14 protein-coding genes are annotated in these 17,000 nt (G+C 72.9%); 8 read left to right on the top strand and 6 right to left on the bottom strand.

The window, feature by feature from the left end; all coding sequences use genetic code 11:
• Nucleotides 1-32 precede the first annotated feature (32 nt).
• Complete coding sequence (locus tag ABUL08_RS22960; RefSeq protein ID WP_350932035.1) at nucleotides 33-1,559, top strand: N,N-dimethylformamidase beta subunit family domain-containing protein; 1,527 nt, start codon at nucleotides 33-35, stop codon at nucleotides 1,557-1,559.
• Between the two features lie 233 nt (nucleotides 1,560-1,792).
• On the opposite strand, the gene purD is transcribed toward ABUL08_RS22960, so the two are convergent.
• The 3 genes from purD to ABUL08_RS22975 all read right to left on the bottom strand — a co-directional run bounded on the left by purD (nucleotide 1,793) and on the right by ABUL08_RS22975 (nucleotide 5,579).
• Nucleotides 1,793-3,043, bottom strand: coding sequence for a phosphoribosylamine--glycine ligase (gene purD / locus ABUL08_RS22965; protein WP_350932036.1), 1,251 nt, complete (start codon nucleotides 3,041-3,043; stop codon nucleotides 1,793-1,795).
• A gap of 133 nt (nucleotides 3,044-3,176) precedes the next feature.
• The gene (locus ABUL08_RS22970) at nucleotides 3,177-4,097 is read right to left on the bottom strand and encodes a type IV toxin-antitoxin system AbiEi family antitoxin domain-containing protein (RefSeq protein ID WP_350932037.1); all 921 of its coding nucleotides are present in this window, start codon (nucleotides 4,095-4,097) and stop codon (nucleotides 3,177-3,179) included.
• 192 nt (nucleotides 4,098-4,289) lie between these two features.
• Nucleotides 4,290-5,579 (bottom strand): adenylosuccinate synthase, encoded by a 1,290-nt coding sequence (locus ABUL08_RS22975; RefSeq protein ID WP_350932038.1) that lies wholly within the window; start codon nucleotides 5,577-5,579, stop codon nucleotides 4,290-4,292.
• A gap of 122 nt (nucleotides 5,580-5,701) precedes the next feature.
• Here ABUL08_RS22975 and ABUL08_RS22980 point away from each other — a divergent pair, with 122 nt between their 5' ends.
• Together ABUL08_RS22980 and ABUL08_RS22985 are read left to right on the top strand one after the other, a co-directional pair.
• The gene (locus tag ABUL08_RS22980) at nucleotides 5,702-6,700 is read left to right on the top strand and encodes a diacylglycerol kinase family protein (protein ID WP_350932040.1); all 999 of its coding nucleotides are present in this window, start codon (nucleotides 5,702-5,704) and stop codon (nucleotides 6,698-6,700) included.
• A gap of 74 nt (nucleotides 6,701-6,774) precedes the next feature.
• Nucleotides 6,775-8,466 carry a chromosome partitioning protein gene (locus ABUL08_RS22985; protein ID WP_350932041.1) on the top strand — a complete coding sequence of 564 codons (1,692 nt, stop codon included), beginning with the start codon at nucleotides 6,775-6,777 and terminating at the stop codon, nucleotides 8,464-8,466.
• A gap of 51 nt (nucleotides 8,467-8,517) precedes the next feature.
• Here the strand turns inward: ABUL08_RS22985 and ABUL08_RS22990 are convergent, their stop codons facing one another.
• A complete protein-coding gene (locus ABUL08_RS22990) occupies nucleotides 8,518-8,946 on the bottom strand; it encodes a DUF3151 domain-containing protein (protein ID WP_350932042.1) in 429 nt (142 codons plus the stop codon).
• Nucleotides 8,947-9,220: 274 nt separating this feature from the next.
• Here ABUL08_RS22990 and ABUL08_RS22995 point away from each other — a divergent pair, with 274 nt between their 5' ends.
• A complete protein-coding gene (locus tag ABUL08_RS22995; RefSeq protein ID WP_350932043.1) occupies nucleotides 9,221-10,435 on the top strand; it encodes an LOG family protein in 1,215 nt (404 codons plus the stop codon).
• Between the two features lie 52 nt (nucleotides 10,436-10,487).
• Here ABUL08_RS22995 and fbaA read toward each other — a convergent pair whose 3' ends face one another.
• Together fbaA and ABUL08_RS23005 are read right to left on the bottom strand one after the other, a co-directional pair.
• Nucleotides 10,488-11,510: a class II fructose-bisphosphate aldolase gene (gene fbaA, locus ABUL08_RS23000; RefSeq protein WP_350932044.1), complete on the bottom strand. Its 1,023-nt coding sequence runs from the start codon at nucleotides 11,508-11,510 to the stop codon at nucleotides 10,488-10,490.
• Between the two features lie 144 nt (nucleotides 11,511-11,654).
• On the bottom strand, nucleotides 11,655-12,038 hold the full coding sequence (locus ABUL08_RS23005; RefSeq protein WP_350932045.1) for a phage holin family protein: 384 nt from the start codon (nucleotides 12,036-12,038) through the stop codon (nucleotides 11,655-11,657).
• Between the two features lie 136 nt (nucleotides 12,039-12,174).
• Here ABUL08_RS23005 and ABUL08_RS23010 point away from each other — a divergent pair, with 136 nt between their 5' ends.
• From ABUL08_RS23010 to ABUL08_RS23025, 4 genes are all read left to right on the top strand, one after another.
• On the top strand, nucleotides 12,175-12,384 hold the full coding sequence (locus ABUL08_RS23010) for a hypothetical protein (protein WP_242795739.1): 210 nt from the start codon (nucleotides 12,175-12,177) through the stop codon (nucleotides 12,382-12,384).
• Nucleotides 12,385-12,564: 180 nt separating this feature from the next.
• Nucleotides 12,565-14,142, top strand: a complete 1,578-nt coding sequence (locus ABUL08_RS23015; protein ID WP_350932046.1) for an LPXTG cell wall anchor domain-containing protein — start codon at nucleotides 12,565-12,567, stop codon at nucleotides 14,140-14,142.
• 218 nt (nucleotides 14,143-14,360) lie between these two features.
• Nucleotides 14,361-15,929, top strand: a complete 1,569-nt coding sequence (locus tag ABUL08_RS23020; protein WP_350932047.1) for an LPXTG cell wall anchor domain-containing protein — start codon at nucleotides 14,361-14,363, stop codon at nucleotides 15,927-15,929.
• 150 nt (nucleotides 15,930-16,079) lie between these two features.
• Nucleotides 16,080-16,886, top strand: coding sequence for a DedA family protein (locus ABUL08_RS23025; protein WP_350932048.1), 807 nt, complete (start codon nucleotides 16,080-16,082; stop codon nucleotides 16,884-16,886).
• The last annotated feature ends 114 nt before the right edge of the window (nucleotides 16,887-17,000 follow it).

The raw sequence follows: 17,000 nt of genomic DNA on the forward strand, positions 1-17,000 counted from the left end.
GGCAGGCCCGCTTCACCTCCAGGAGCTGTTCGATGTTCCGACTCCGGCGGCGCACCGCTCTCGGCCTGCTCGCCGGCGGTGTCTCCGCCGCCGCGCTCGGCCTGGAACCCGTCCTCGACGGTCCGCCACCCACCCGCACCCTCAGCCACCTCGACCTGCCCCCGGTGCGGGCGGAGAACCGGGCCGCCGGCGAGCCCTGGTGGCCGCCGCGGGACCCGCGCCGCGACGCCGACGACCAGCACCGGCAGATCCAGGGGTACGCCTCGACGACCACCGTCGCCCCCGGCGAGTCCGTCGACTTCCACGTCGCCGTCAACCCCGCCGGCCGGTACCGGATCTCCCTGCACCGCCTCGGCTGGTACGGCGGCGCCGGCGCCCGCACCGTGCTCACCAGCCCCGAGTTCGACGGGACGCCGCAGCCCGTACCGGCCACCGACCCCGCCACCGGCACCATCGCCTGCCGCTGGCCGGTGTCCTGGACGGTCCGGATCCCCGACGGGTGGACCTCCGGCCTCTACCAGGCGGTCTTCACCTCGGCCGACGGCTGGCGCGCCTGCACCCCCTTCGTGGTGCGGGACGACCGGCGGACCGCCGCGCTCTGCGTGATCCTGCCCGTCACCACCTGGCAGGCGTACAACCAGTGGCCGCTGGACGGGCGGACCGGCAAGAGCCTCTACAACGGCTTCGGACCGACCGGCCGCCGTGACCCGAACCTGCGCGCCCGGGAGGTCTCCTTCGACCGGCCGTACGCCGACGACGGCATCCCGATCCAGCTCACCCGCGACCACGACGCCGTCCAGTGGCTGGAGCGCAAGGACTACGACGTCAGCTACGCCACCAGCTTCGACCTGCACTCCGGCCGGATCGACCCGACCCGGCACGCCGCCCTCGTCTTCGCCGGGCACGACGAGTACTGGTCGGTGGGGATGCGCCGGGCCGCGGAACGCGCGGTGGCGGCCGGGCGCAGCCTGGTCTTCCTGGGCGCGAACAGCGTCTACTGGCACGTCCGGCTCCGTCCCGGCGCGGACGGCCGGCCCGAACGCGTGGTGGCCTGCGCCAAGACCACCCCGGACCCGGGGCTGGACGCCGACGGGCCGACGGTCAAGTGGCGCAGCCTCGGCCAGCCCGAGCAGGAGCTGATCGGCGTGCAGTACAACGGCATCGTCGGCAGCCCGTGCCCACTGGTGGTCCGGGGCGCGGGCCACTGGTTCTGGGCGGGCACCGGAGTGCGCGACGACGACCGGATCCCCGGGGTGGTCGGCGGCGAGGCCGACGGTCTCAGCCCCGACCTGCCCCACCCGACCGCCACCACCGCCACCCTGCTCAGCGCGTCGCCGTACCGGACCCGCGAGGGCGCACCGCTGGTGCAGAACACCTACCTGTACGAGACGCCGCAGGGCGGGGTGGTCTTCGCCAGCGGCACGCTGAACTGGACGATGGCGCTGAACCGCCCCGGGCACCGGGACGAGCGGATCGAACGCGCCACCGCCAACCTGCTCGACCGGATCACCGGCGGGACCCGTCGACCGGCGCAGCCCGACACCCCGGCCCAGGGCTGACGGATCCCGGCGCTTTCCGGCACCCCGACTCAAGGGTCCCGGGTGCTGCCTGACAGACCGGCTCGCGGATCCCGGATGCTGCGCGGCACCCCGGCTCGGGGGTGACGGGGCGCCCGGCTCGGGGGTGACGTGGCGCCCGGCTCGGGGGTGACGTGGCGCCCGGCTCGGGGGTGACGGGGCGCCCGGCCAGAGGGTGACGGGGCGCCCGGCTCGGGCCGGGCGACCCGGTCCGGTCAGTCGGGGATCGTGACGGTGCCGTCGATCGCGGCGGCGGCGATGTCGGTGCGGTGGTGCGAACCGGCCAGGTCGATGCCGCGTACCAGGGCGTAGGCGGCGTCCCGCGCGGCGGCCAGGTCGGGGCCGGTGGCCGTACCGCAGAGGACCCGGCCCCCGGCGGAGACCAGCGCGCCGTCGGACGCCCGGCGGGCGGTGCCGGCGTGGATGACCCCCGCGCGCTCCGCGCCGGTGATCACGTCGCCGGTCCGCGGCGCGGCCGGGTAGCCCTCGGCGGCGACCACGACGGTGACCGCCGCGCCGTCCCGCCAGCGCAGCGGCGGGTGCGCGCCCAGCGTGCCGGTGGCGGCGGCGTGCAGCAGCCCGGCCAGCGGCGTCTCCAGCAGGGCCAGCACCACCTGGGTCTCCGGGTCGCCGAAGCGGGCGTTGAACTCGATCACCCGGGGGCCGGCGGGCGTGATCGCCAGCCCGACGTAGAGCAGGCCGGCGAACGGGGTGCCCCGACGACGCATCTCGGCCAGGGTCGGGTGCACGACGTCGCGCATGACCTCGTCGACCAGCCCGGGCGGCGCCCACGGCAGCGGCGCGTACGCCCCCATGCCGCCGGTGTTCGGGCCGGTGTCGCCGTCGCCGACCCGCTTGAAGTCCTGCGCGGGCAGCAGCGGCAGCGCGGCCTCGCCGTCGGTGACCACGAAGAGGGAGACCTCGGGACCGGACAGGTATTCCTCGATCACCACCCGGCCGCACTCCCGCGCGTGCTCCTCGGCGATCCTGCGGTCGTCGGTCACCACGACGCCCTTGCCGGCGGCCAGCCCGTCGTTCTTCACCACGTACGGCGCACCGAACTCGTCCAGCGCCCGGCCGACGCTCTCGTCGTCGGCGCAGGTGAACGCGCGGGCGGTGGGCACCCCGGCGGCGGTCATCACGTCCTTGGCGAACGTCTTCGAGCCCTCCAGGCGGGCCGCCTCGGCGGACGGGCCGAACGCCGGGATCCCCTTGGCACGTACCGCGTCGGCGACCCCCGCGACCAGCGGTGCCTCCGGCCCGATCACCACCAGGTCGGCACCGACCTCCACGGCCAGCGCCGCCACCGCCGACGGGTCGGTCGCGTTCACCTCCCGCAGCTCGGCGACGGCGGCGACGCCGGGGTTGCCCGGTGCCGCAATCAGTGCCTCAACGGACGGATCCCCAACGAGGCCCAACGCGAGCGCATGCTCCCGCCCGCCACCCCCCACAAGAAGTACGCGCACGACCCCGCATCCTACCGACCCCTCCCCCCACCCCGTTGATCATGAAGTTTGCGTCTCAAATTCGGGACCGGGTGACCAGAACTTCATGATCGACGGCGCGACGGTCGGCGGCAGGTGGGCAGGTGGGGGGGGGTTAGTGGGGGCGGAGGGCGGAATGGACGGCTGCGGGGATGTAGTCGGGGCGGAGGGTGTCGGACCAGGTGAAGCGGAGGACCCGCCAACCGGCGTTGACCAGGCGGTTCTGCCTGATCCGGTCCTCGAAGAGGGCCGCGGGGGTTCGGTGCGGGGCTCGGCCGTCGGCCTCGGCGATCAGCCGGGCGGACCGCCAGCCCAGGTCACCGACACCGAGCAGGTAGCCGTCGTCGTCACGTACCTCCAGCTGCAGCACGTCCGGAGGGACACCTCCGTCGACGCACCGCAGGCGAGTCCGCGTCTCCAGCGGTGACTGGGCCCGCCCGTCGGCCTCTGCCAGGAACCGGCGCGCCGCGACAGCACCTCGGCGCCCCGTGATCAGTGCGGGAATGGCGGCCAGGTCGTCATCGGTGACCAGCCGCCGGTTCACCGCCGAGTCGACCACACACACCGCCGGGTAGCGGTCGACCCGGAGGATGACGTCCGCGACGGTCCGGAGTGGGGTGGTGGCCGGGATCCCGGCGAGCGTGCAGAGGTCCCGTGACCGGTCGAGGGTGAGTTGGTGCACCACCAGTTCTCCCGTGCGGCGCTGGGGACGCGGCCGGTCCACCGGCACCGAGACATGGATGGCGGAGCCCACCCGGAGACCGCCGATTCCGTGCAGCTCCGCAGCCGTGTCGAGGACGGCCACCGCTCCTGGACCGAGACTCGCCACCGCGGCCCGGATCCGCGCCCGGCGCAGTGCGACGGCGTCCACCTCGGCCGCCGGCACGAACCGGCCCCGCGCCACCCTTGTCCAGCGTCCGGAGCGGACTAGATGCCGTATCTGGTCCCGGCTGAACCCCACCGACAGCGCCTGCGCCGCGCTGACCACCCCGTCCCGCCGCGCAGTGAACCCACCCACCGGATCGAACTCCGTCACCCACCCAGCCTGCCCACCCCACCCACCCCTCCACCGCCCCTGTGGACAACCCCCTCCCCTCCTGTGGAAAACCCCGCCCCCATCCGCGTTGATCAAGAAGTTTGCGTCAGAACCGCAGCGATTCCTGACGCAAACTTCTTGATCAACGAGGCGGGAGCGGGGCGGGGAGAGTGGGGGTGGCGCGGGCAGGGGTTAGGGGAGGAGGGGGTGGCGGAGCACGTTTTCTTCGCGGCCGGGGCCTACGCCCACGATGCTGACGCGGGTGCCGCAGAGTTCTTCGATGCGGGCGATGTAGCGGCGGGCGTTCTCGGGGAGTTCGTCCTCGGTGCGTGCCTTGCTGATGTCTTCCCACCAGCCGTCGAGCTCTTCGTAGATCGGGGTGGCGTGGTGGAAGTCGGTCTGCGTCATCGGCATGTCGTCGAAGCGCTCGCCGTTGATGTCGTAGCCGACGCAGATCGGCACCTTGGGCATGCCGGTGAGCACGTCGAGCTTGGTGATCACCAGGTCGGTGACGCCGTTGAGGCGGCAGGCGTACCGGGCGACGACGGCGTCGAACCAGCCGCAGCGGCGCTCCCGGCCGGTGGTGGTGCCGTACTCGTGGCCGACCTTGCGCAGGTGCTGGCCGTTGTCGTCGAAGAGTTCGGTCGGGAACGGACCGGCGCCGACCCGCGTGGTGTACGCCTTGCTCACCGCGATGACCTTGGTGATGGCGGTCGGCGGGATGCCCGCGCCCACACACGCCCCACCGGCCGTCGGGTTCGACGAGGTGACGAAGGGGTAGGTGCCGTGGTCCATGTCGAGCATGGTGGCCTGGGCACCCTCCAGCAGGACCGTCTCGCCGCGGTCCAGCGCGTCCCAGAGCATCACCCGGGTCTCCGCGATGTACGGCTTGAGCCGCTCCGCGTACCGCAGGTACTCCTCGACCGTCTCGTCGACGTCGATCGCCTTGCGGTTGTAGATCTTGAACAGTAGCTGGTTCTTCTCGCGCAGCGCGAGTTCCAGCTTCTTGCGCAGGATGCCCGGGTCCAGCAGGTCCTGGAGCCGGATGCCCATCCGGGCGACCTTGTCGCCGTACGCGGGGCCGATGCCCCGGCCGGTGGTGCCGATCCGCCGGGTGCCCAGGTAGCGCTCGACCACCCGGTCCAGCGCCCGGTGGTGCGGCATGATCAGGTGCGCGTCGCCGGAGATGCGCAGCCGGGAGACGTCCACGCCGCGCTCGGCGAGGCCGTCGATCTCCTCCAGCAGCACCTTCGGGTCGACCACCACGCCGTTGCCGATGACGATCATCGCGCTCGGCGAGAGCGCGCCCGACGGCATCAGGTGCAGCGCATACTTCTGCCCGTCCGGGGTGATCACCGTGTGCCCGGCGTTGTTGCCGCCGGAGTAGCGCACGACGTAGTCGACCCGCTCACCCAGCAGGTCGGTAACCTTGCCCTTGCCCTCGTCGCCCCACTGGGCACCGAGCAGCACGATCGCTGGCATCTTGTCCGCCTCCAGAAGGCTCGGGTGCCAGGTGGCGACCGGTCGGCGAGCCCGGGGTGTCAGGCTAACAAGTTGTGACGGCGGGACCGGCAGGGGTCGCGCGAGAAGTAGGAGGCTCCTTCGTGTACGACGTGGTGCTGCTCACCCTCGGCTCGGAGCGGGACGCTCCCGGTGGGGGCTGTGGCAGCGGTGGAGCCTGCTGCGGTGGCGCCGACGAGACCGCCCCCGGGAAGCCGGAGGAGCGCTGCGAGACGCCCCGCGTACCCGTGCTGGCCTGCGCGGACGCGCTGACCGCCCGGGGGGCCCGGGTGGAGACCGTCACCGCCCGGTCGGACGCCGAGATCGACGAGGTGCTGGCCCGGCTGGACGGCCCGCCCCGCTCCGACGGCCTGAGCTGGCCGGACCCGGATTCCAAGACCCGGCTGGTGATCGCCACGGCCAGTGACGGGCAGTTGCGCGCCGTCGTGCGCCGGCTGGTCCGGCGGTACGCTCCGCCGCCGAGTCGCCGGCCGGCCGACCTGTCCGCCGGCCGGACCGTGCCGGACCTGCCGGCGGTCGGCGTACTCCCGTTGGATCCCGCCCGGGGCGGCACGCAGCGGGACCTGGTCGCGCAGCTCGGGCTGCCCCGCGACCCGGCCGCGGTGGCGGCCGCGGTGCTGGACGGCACCGCCCGCCGGCTGGACCTGCTGCGCAACGACGGCGGTTCGGTGACGCTGGACGGCGCGCTGCTCGGCGCGGCCGACGACGCCGGCCGGCCGCTGCACTGGCGGGCCCGCGTCGAGGTCGACGACGTGGTGCTCTCCGACGGCGAGGACCCGCTGATGGCCTGCGCGGTCGGCAACGCCGGCGGGTACGCGCGCCTCGACGACGTCGTCCTGCTGGCCGACCCCGACCCGGCCGACGGACGGGTCGAGGTGGCGGTGGCCGTTCCCGTGGTCACCCGGTCAGCGTTGGGCAGGAAGCGGGTGCGGCTCGAGATCCGCCGGGCCCGGGGTCGTGCGGTGGCGGTCGTCCCACGCGACGGAAAGGTGCCCTTCCTCGACGACGGCGTCGAGGGGGAGCTGAGCCGGAAGCGCTCCTGGTGGACCGAGGCGGGCGCCTGGGCGGTCTGGACGGGCTGACCTCCGTCGATCCCCGGGCCGGTCGCGGGTCGCACCGGACGGCCTATCCTCGGCGGGAGGAATGGGGAGGAACCGTGGTGCACGAGAACGCCGACCGGGCTCACGTGCCGGGCCAACAACCGGTGCCCGAGCGGGACATCGAGCCGCTCTGGCCGGAGGAGACCGTCCCGGATCCGGTCGCCGCGGCCTGGGCGGTCCCGGCCCAGCCGGGCGCCCCGGTCGTGCCACCCCCCGCCCCACCCGTCCCCGCCGACGCGCGGCCCGCCGGTCCGGGCGATGAGGGTGGCGGTTCCGTCGGGGACGCACCGCCGACAGCCGCCACGCGGGTCCCGGGCGAGTCCCCCTGGGCCCAGCCGCCGCAGCGCCCGACCCCGACCGACCAGCCGCAGCCGAACGGCGCCACCCTCGCACCTTCGGCCGACGCCGGGGGCGTCCCACCCACGGTCACCGCGCCGGTCGCCGGGCCGCCCACCGCCGCCTTGGACCCGGGCTCGGCGGCGCACGGCGCGCTGCCCGCGCCGCCGCCGCTCGGGCCGTTTCCGCCCGCAGCGGGCGGGCCGGTCCACCACCCCGGGCCGGTCGTACCGGGCCAGCCCACCGGCGGCACCCCCGGCCACCCGTCGCCACCCGTACCGCCGTACGCCGGGCCGCCGGCCCCGCAGATGCCGGTGGCCCATCCCCAGCCGTCCGGCTGGCAACCCTGGCCGGAGCGGGGCGGGCCCGCACCGCAGCCGCCCGGGCCGCCGCAGCCGACGCTGCCCGGCACCCCGGCCGGGCCCTTCCCGCCGGGGGCCGGCCTGCCCGCCTACCCGGACCCGGCCTGGCTGCCGGAGAGCGGCGTCACCCCGACCGCCGAGGACTTCTCCCGCCGCCGTCAGGTCCGGCCCGCCGACCCGGTGGCCACCATGGGGGTACGGGCGGTGGTCAACCGGATCGGCCTGGTGCGGCTTCCGCCGGGGCGGCACGAGCAGGAACTCAAGCGGGACATCGAGATGGTGCGGCGCAACTTCGGCGGGCTGCGCCAGGTGACGGTGGTGAACCCGAAGGGCGGCGCGGGGAAGACCGTGGCGATCCTGCTGCTCGCGATGACCTTCGGTCAGAAGCGCGGTGGATACGTGCTGGCCTGGGACAACAACGAGACCCAGGGCACCCTGGGGATGCGGGCCCAGCAGGACTTCCACTCCCGTACGGTCCGGGACATGCTGCGCGACCTGGGGCAGTTCCAGGGCGCGCACGGCCGGGTCGGCGACCTGTCGCAGTACGTTCGCTCGCAGGGCGAGGGGATGTTCGACGTGCTCGCCTCGGACGAGTCGGCCACCGGCGGGGAGATGCTCACCGCCGCCGCGTTCGCCGAGATCCGCGAGGTGGTCAGCCGCTTCTACAAGCTGATCTTCGTGGACACCGGGAACAACGTCCGGGCGCAGAACTGGCAGGCCGCGATGGACGCCACGGATCAGCTCGTGGTCACCATGTCGGCCCGGAACGACTCGGCGGAGACCGCCGCCCGGATGCTCGACCACCTGGAGCAGAGCGGCCGGCAGCGGCTGGTCCGGCAGGCGGTGACGGTGGTGTCGATGCCGCCGTCCCGCAAGGAGATCGACCTGCCGGCGATCCAGGAGCACTTCGCGGCCCGGACCCGGGCGGTGCTGCTCGCGCCGTACGAGCGGTTGATCGACACCGGCGAGCCGATCCGGTACGGACAGCTCTCCTCGGCCACCCGGGACGCCTGGCTCAAGATCGCCGCCGCGGTGGCCGAAGGGCTCTGAACGGCACGACGGCCGACCCGACCGATCGTCGGGCCGGCCGTCGCGGTCGGCTCAGTTGCCGGCGAGGGCATCCCCGGCGGCCGGGTCGCAGTCGCGGAGGAACTGGGCGCAGCGGGCCGCCTCGTCCGCCTCGCCGATCTCGCCGGCGGCCCGGGAGAGCACGTAGAGGCAGCGCAGGAAGCCCCGGTTGGGTCGGTGCGACCACGGCACCGGGCCGTGCCCCTTCCAGCCGCTGCGGCGCAGCTGGTCCAGGCCACGGTGGTAGCCGGTGCGCGCGAAGGCGTACGCGGGGATGACCTGGCCGGTCGCCAGGGCCCGGGTGGCCAGCGCCGCCCACGCCGCGCTGTTGGTCGGGAAACGGGCGGCCACCTCGGCGAACGCCTCGTCGGTGTCCTGTTCGGCGGCGGCGGCCAGGGCGGCGTCGGCCTCCTCGTGCGCGGGCAGGAGGGTGGCCGGTGGCTCAGGCAACAGGTTCTGCATCGCCCCATTCAACCCGCTTCGCCCGGGGTCGCGCGAGGGGGTCCGGCGAGCCGACTGGCTGAACGGCTGAGGCGTTGGTCACGCTCGCGGCCCCAGTCGCACGTACCCGCGGCCCATGCCACGGCGGGATGTTTTCCACTACAACTATTGGTCCGGAGCCTCCCCAGGACCCGGTTACGCAGGGGCCCGGCGGCCTGGCCGCCGGGCCCCTGTCGGTCCCGGGCCGGGCGTCGGGCAGGTTTGCCGGGTTGCCCGGTCCGGGCAGGATGAGCTGGTGCCGACCCCACCTCCCGCGGACGTCATCGAGCCGCATCACCGCAACGTCGAAGAAATCGAGACCCGCGCCGCGTTCGACCGGCGGGTGGCCACCGGCAGTCTCGCCGGGGTGACCGTGCAGGGGCTGCGGTTGGATCTGGACCCCGTTCCCGACCTGACCGGCACCGAGGTCACCGGCACCCTCTTCGTCGGGTGCCGGTTCGCCGGCCGGGAGGTCGGCGCCGACCTGGTCCGCCGCGGCGCGAACGTGGTGCCGCCCTTCTCCGGCCTGCCCTACCCGACCCAGCCGTCCCACCTCTACACCGCCGACGACCTGGCCGCCGGATTCACCGAGGGTGGCTTCGCCGGCATGTACGACACCCGCGTCTACGAGCACTTCCGGGCGCACGGCGGCGCGCTGCCCGACGTCCGGGAGGCGCTGGGCCAGCGGCTGCACGACCACGGCGTGGACAACGCCCTGGTCGACGCGACCCGGGCCTGGCTGGACGCGCACGGGCCCCAGTCCGTGATCGGCGTGATGGGTGGGCACGCGGTGCCGCGCGGCAGCGCCGCGTACCGGATGGCGGCGGTGCTGGGCCGGGAGCTGGCCCGGGCCGACCGGCTGGTGGTGACCGGCGGCGGGCCCGGCGTGATGGAGGCGGCCAACCTGGGCGCGTTCCTCTCCGCCTGGCCGGCCGACGAGCTGACCGCGGCGATCGACCTGCTCGCCACCGCGCCCGACTTCACCGACCACGACCGCTACACCGAGGTGGCGCTCCAGGTCCGCACCCGGTACGCGGCCGGGCCGACGCTGCCCGCGCAGCGCCCCGCCCCCGCCGACACCGGCTGGGCCCGCTCCGGCGGTCTCGCCATCCCCACCTGGCTGTACGGGCACGAGCCGGCGAACCTCTTCGCGGGGCGGATCGCCAAGTACTTCTCCAACGCGATCCGGGAGGACACCATCCTGCGGCTGGCCCGGGGCGGGATCGTCTTCGCGCCCGGCCGGGCCGGGACGGTGCAGGAGGTGTTCCAGGCCGCCACGAAGACCTACTACGGCACCGACGGGGCGAGCGGCGCGTACGTCTTCCTGGACCGCTCCTACTGGACGGACGAACTGCCGATCGAGTCGCTGCTGCGGCCGCTCTTCGCCGCCTCCCCGTTCGGGGACCTGTCGACCACCGTCCACCTCACCGACGACGTACGGGAGGCGGTCCGGGTGCTCACCGCGAGCTGAGACGCCGACGGCCGGCTCCCCGTCAGGGAGCCGGCCGTCGTCCGCGTGGCGGTTACTTCATCCGGGTGCCGGTGGAGCGCAGGTGCTCGCAGGCCTCGACCACCCGGGCGGCGAGACCGGCCTCGGCGGCCTTGCCCCAGACCCGCGGGTCGTACATCTTCTTGTTGCCGACCTCGCCGTCGACCTTCAGCACGCCGTCGTAGTTGCGGAACATGTGGTCCGCGACGGGCCGGGTGAAGGCGTACTGGGTGTCGGTGTCGATGTTCATCTTCACCACGCCGTAGTCGAGCGCCTCGCGGATCTCCGACAGCAGCGAGCCCGAACCGCCGTGGAAGACCAGGCTGAGCGGCTTCTCCTTGCCGTACTTGGCGCCCACCGCCTCCTGGATCTGGTTGAGGACCTCGGGGCGGAGCTTCACGTTGCCCGGCTTGTAGACGCCGTGCACGTTGCCGAAGGTCAGCGCCGCCATGTAGCGGCCCTTCTCGCCCAGGCCGAGCGCCTCGACCATGGCCAGGCCGTCCTCGACGGTGGTGTAGAGCTTGTCGTTGATGGCGTTCTCGACGCCGTCCTCCTCGCCACCGACCACGCCGACCTCGATCTCGAGGACGATCTTGCCCTTGGCGGCCTCGTCGAGGAGCTGGGCGGCGATCTCCAGGTTCTCCGCCACCGGCACCGCCGAGCCGTCCCACATGTGCGACTGGAAGAGCGGCTCCTGGCCGTTGCGCACCCGCTCCTGCGAGATCGCCATCAGCGGGCGGACGAACTTGTCCAGCTTGTCCTTCGGGCAGTGGTCGGTGTGCAGCGCGATGTTCACCGGGTACTTCTTGGCCACCTCGTGCGCGTACGCGGCGAAGGCCACCGCGCCGGTCACCATGTCCTTCACCGACGGACCGGAGAGGTATTCGGCACCACCGGTGGAGACCTGGATGATGCCGTCGCTCTCCGCGTCGGCGAAGCCCTTGAGCGCCGCGTTCAGCGTCTGCGAGGAGGTCACGTTGATCGCGGGGTACGCGTACCGGCCGGCCTTGGCCCGGTCCAGCATGTCCGCGTAGGCCTCGGGGGAAGCGATGGGCATGTGATGCGCTCCTTACTTACCGCTCTCGGCCGTGCTGGCCGTTGTCTTCCTTGGGTGCGCCGGACCGCGCTGTCCACCGCGGGCAGTATCCCGCAGAAGGTGGCGCCGGGCACAACCGACCCGGGACCCGCCCACCCGGCCGGCTCACCGCTCCTCCAGCCGGTCGGGCACCGCGACGCTGATCAACCAGCTCACCACCGCCATCACGATCGCTCCCCAGAAGGCGGCCCAGAAACCGTCCACCCGGAACGGCAGGTGCAGCCCGCGGGCGATCCAGTCGGTGAGCAGGAACAGCAACGCGTTGACGACCAGCGCGAAGAGGCCCAGCGTGAGCAGGTAGAACACGCAGCCGAACACCTTGATGACGGGCTTGAGGACCGCGTTGACCACGCCGAAGATGAGCGCCACCGCGAGCAGGGTGAGCGCGCTGTTCGCGCCGTTCCGGCCGGTCACGTGGACCCCGGGCACGATCAGCGTGGTGACCCACAGCGCGATCGCGGTGATCACCAGTCGGATCAGGAAGCCCACGGGACCATCCTGGCACCGGCGGCACGCCACGGAGGGGCAATCCGCCGACTCGGGTTCCGCCCGGCTCCGAGCAGGCCGCACGCCCAGCCCGTACGGTGGGCTGGTAGCCGACCGCACCGCGATCCAGGGAGGGACGATGGGTCAGCCCGACGAGGACTTCACCCCGAGCGACCACCTCGCTCCGGAGGAACGGGATCCGGAGGCGGAACCGGCCGACGCCGTCGAGCAGGCGGCGGTGGTGGCCCCCGACGGCGACACCGAGCCGCACCGCGGTCTGGAGGTCGACGACTGGGACGCCATGGAGCAGGCCCGGGTGGTCACCGCCGACGAGGACGACTACCGCTGAGGGAGCACGACGCGTACCCCCTCCTCGGCTGACGGGCCCGGGCGGTCGGAACGTTGCGTCCGGCGTGATCATCCGTTCGGCCGACAACGCCGGTCCGACCCGGAACGGGACTGCGAAGTTCCTTATCGGTCTCTTAAGCTGCGCGGGCTCTACCTGCACCCACGGGAGGAACCCCCCAGCATGCTCACCCACTCCACCCGGCGCTGGCTCGCCGGGCTGGGCGTCGCAGGCGCGTTCGTCGCTGCCTCCGCCACCCCCGCCCTCGCCGGGACCCCAGGGGTCGCGCTCGGTCTCTACCTGAGCGACTCCACGATCGCCGCCGGCAGCGAGGGCCTGATCGATTCCCCGATCCTGTACGCCTCGGAGCCGGTCGTCCTGCACAACGCCACGGTCCGCTACGACTACCGGGACCTCACCGGCAAGGTCACGCTCACCTCCGACGTCGGGTCCGGTGACTGCGACAGCCCCGAGGCGGGCGTCCTGGTCTGCCAGGACCCGTTCGAGATCGGGGTCGACGAGCTGGGCATCGGCGGCCTGTTCAACGTGGCCATCGTGCCGACCGCCGAGGCGAAGGACGGGGACGTCGGCGACCTGAAGGTCACCTTCAGCGCCGAGGGCGCCACCTCGGCCAGCCAGACCGCCAAGGTGAAGATCGGTGAGGGCGTGGACCTCGCCGGTGGCCCCGAGGTGAACCTGACCGCCGCCCCCGGTGACGCCTTCTCCGCCCCGCTGGTGCTGGCCAACGTGGGCCAGACGACCGCCAAGGGCGCGGCCGTCTTCTTCGACCACGACTACTCGATCCGGCCGGGCAAGCACTACAGCAACTGCAACTACGAGGGTGACCGGCTGATCAGCTGCCAGTTCACCGACACGGTGGCGCCGGGCGAGACCTTCACCGCCTCCGTCCCCTACGTCCTCGGCAAGGACACCTACGCCCCGGGTAACGAGCACGGCTACCACGACTGGATGACGCCGTCCGAGTTCGACGACTTCACCGCCTACCTGAAGCACGTCGGCTACCCGACCGGCAAGCCCGGCACGGACGGCGCGCTCACGCTGACCAAGAAGTCCAGCCTGAAGGCGAACTCCTTCCAGGCCGACACCGACCCGACGAACAACTGGTCGGGCATGGAGATCAAGGTCACCGGCAAGAACGGCGTCGACCTGGCCGCGGTCGGCGACTCGGTCACCGGCAAGGCCGGCGAGATCGCCCGGGCGACGGTCGGTGTGCACAACAACGGCCCGGCGGCCCTGGACCTCGGCCGCATCGGCGACCCGGTCACCAAGATCGATGTCACCGTGCCGACCGGCACCACCGCCGTCAAGGTCTCCGACGCCTGCCTCCCGGCGATCAAGGACGGGTACGACTGGGAGCACCCGGGCAAGCCGGGTGCGAAGGCCTACCGCTGCTACCCCGACATCTTCATCGGGGTCGGCGAGAGCCAGACCGTCGAGTTCGGCCTGCGGATCGACAAGGTGATCCCGAACGCCACGGGCGCGGTGGTCATCAACGCCAAGTGCGAGTGCTCGGGCTTCGACGCCGACACGAACCCGGCCAACGACAAGGCGAAGCTCGTCGTCAACGCCGCCGCCGGCAACGGCGGGGGCAGCGGCGGCGAGGGCGGCGGTGACGGCGGCACCCTGCCGATCACCGGCAGCTCCACCGGCCTGATCGCCGGCATCGGTGTCCTGCTGCTCGCGGCCGGCTTCGGCGGCTACGTGGTGGCCCGCCGTCGGCGTACCCGCTTCGTGGCCTGACCGCACCCCACCTCTGGCGGAGCCCCGCCGGCCGCACCGGTCGGCGGGGCTCCGTCGTCTTCGGACGAGGGGGCCGGCCCGGTGGAACCTTGCGACGATCCTGCCGCCCGTTCGGCCCATTCCCGGCGACCCGGACCGTTCGGGACAGCGCGGCATCCACCGGCCTCTTTACGCTCCACGGGTCCTGATCTGCACCTGCACGGGGAGGAATCCGAGGAATGTTCAGCCAGAAACCCCGGCGCCTGCTGGCCGGTCTCGGCGTCGCGGGCGCGTTCGTCGCCGCCTCAGCCGGCCCTGCCGTCGCCGCCGACACCACGCGGGACCTGTGGCTCTTCGCCAACAACGCGTTGATCTCGGTCGACGGTGACCCCAAGGGGATCACCCTCTACTCGTTCCGGGACGGCTCGCTGACCGACTACACGGTCACCATCGACCTGAGCGCGGTGAGCGACTTCGCCAGCGTGGCGCTGACCGAGGCCAACCCGGCCTGTACGACCACCGCGAAGGTGATCACCTGCACGGTCAAGGACGATCCCTCGGCGGAATACCTGGCCGACCTCTCGGTCACCGCGAAGCCCTCGGCAAAGGTCGGCGACACCGGTGAGATCGCCATGACGGTGGTCGCTCCCGGCTTCACCACCGCCACGAAGAAGTCCACCGTCGAGGTCGGCGAGGGTGTGGACCTGCGGGCGGAGCAGGTCCACGCGGTCAGCGCCGCGCCGGGTGCCACGGTGAAGACGCCGCTCGGCCTGGTCAACGCCGGCGACAAGGCCGTCAAGGGCGCGGTGATGTTCTTCTGGAGCCCCTTCACGCTCAGTCCCCCGACGACCCACCGGAACTGCCAGTACCTCGTCGAGTTCTACGGCACGGTGGCCCAGTGCCGCTTCACCGAGGAACTCGCGGCGGGCGGCGCGTACCGGCTGGACGACTCGTTCACGCTGAAGGTCGCCGCGGACACCTGGGCGCCGAGCACCCAGTACGCGCACGCCGACTGGTACACGCCGGGCGACTTCGAGGAGTTCCTCAGCAACTTCGACGACAGTGTCGGCGGCGTCGACTGGACCACCGGCACCGGTGACCCGCTCACCCTGGTGCCGGCCACCGCCGCCAAGGCCCGGGAGTTCAAGCAGACCGACCGGCACCCGGCGGACAACGGCACCGACATCGAGGCGACCGTCACCGGGAGCCAGCGCGCCGACCTGGCCGCGACCGGCGACTCCCTGAGCGGCAAGGTGGGCGCGGAGGTCACCACCCGGGCCCTCGGGTTCGTCAACAACGGTCCGGCCGCGATCGGCAGCTTCAGCGGGGGCGAGTACGTCACCCTGGCCGAGGTCACCGTGCCGGAGAACGTCACCGTCCGCGACGTCGAGGGCTGCACCCCCGGCGACGCGGTGAAGGGCCCGACGGGCGACTACAACCAGCCCGGGGCCCGGAAGTACGTCTGCGAGTGGCCGGACCCGGTCCGTAAGGGGCAGTCGGTCAGCTTCCAGTTCACGTTCCGCATCGACAAGGCCGCCGGCCGGCCCGGCGCGGTCCGCCTCTTCCACTTCGACGACGAGTGGCAGCCCCGGTCGGACCTCAACCCGAAGAACGACACCGCGGCGATCGTCGTCAAGGGCACCGGCGGTCAGGGCGGCACGGGCGGTGGCGACGGCGGTGACGGCGGGACCCTGCCGATCACCGGCAGCTCCACCGGCCTGATCGCCGGCGTCGGCGCGCTGCTGCTCGTGGCGGGTGTCGGCGGCTACGTCGTCGCGCGGCGTCGCCGCACCCACTTCGTGGCCTGATCGACCCGTACCCCGGTGCCCCGCCGACCCCCGCGGTCGGCGGGGCACCGTCATGTCCGGCCGACGCGGTCCGGAGCGCGGTCCCGGTAGGGACGGAACGGACGGGCGGGACGGTGCGGCACGGCCTCCGACCTGCGTTCGGTAGCCTGTGTGGCCGTGGACACAGCAGAGAAGACCCGGGTGCTCTCCGAGAACCTCGCCCTGAACCCGCTCGACCCGAAGGACCTGATCCACACCTTCGGGTTGATCGGCGTCTGGGCGATCCTCTTCGCCGAGACCGGCCTGCTGGTCGGTTTCTTCTTCCCGGGCGACTCGCTGCTCTTCCTGGCCGGTGTGGCCGCGTCCCCGGTGGCGGACGCGATCTTCGGCAGCGGCACCCGGTTGTCCCTGGTGGGGCTGCTGATCGGCGGGCCGGCCTGCGCGATCGCCGGAGCGCAGCTCGGGCACTGGCTCGGCCACCGCTACGGCCGGCGGATGTTCGAGCGCCCCAACTCCCGCCTGTTCAAGCGGGAGTACGTGGAGAAGGCCGAGTACTACTTCCGGAAGTTCGGCCCGGCGAAGGCGGTGGTGCTGGCCCGGTTCATCCCGATCGTGCGAACGTTCCTGAACCCGGTGGCCGGCGTGCTCGGCATGCCCGCCCGGCAGTTCTTCATCTGGAACGTCGTCGGCGCGATCCTCTGGGTGGACGGCATCCTGCTGATCGGCTACCTGCTCGCCGACCGGATCTACCAGGCGATCGGCGACAAGATCGACCGGTACATCCTGCCGGTCGTAGCGGTGATCATCCTGATCTCGGTGCTGCCGATCTTCTTCGAGTTCCTCCGGGACCGGCGGGCCCGCAAGCGCGGCGAGGCGGTCGCGGTGATCGCCACGGCCAGCGCGGCGGGCGCGGTCGAGGCGGTCCGGGACGCCATCGAGGACGACGACCACCGGCGGCGCGGCCGGCACGAGCGCTGACCCCGGACACGACGATGGCCGGTCCCCTCGCGGGGCCGGCCATCGTCGTTTTCGGCCTGTCGACCGGTGGGCGGAACCGGTGACGGACAGCCGTCACCGTGCGGTGGTGGCGCC

The organism is Micromonospora sp. CCTCC AA 2012012, assembly GCF_040499845.1.
Classification (GTDB): Bacteria; Actinomycetota; Actinomycetes; order Mycobacteriales; family Micromonosporaceae; genus Micromonospora; species Micromonospora mangrovi.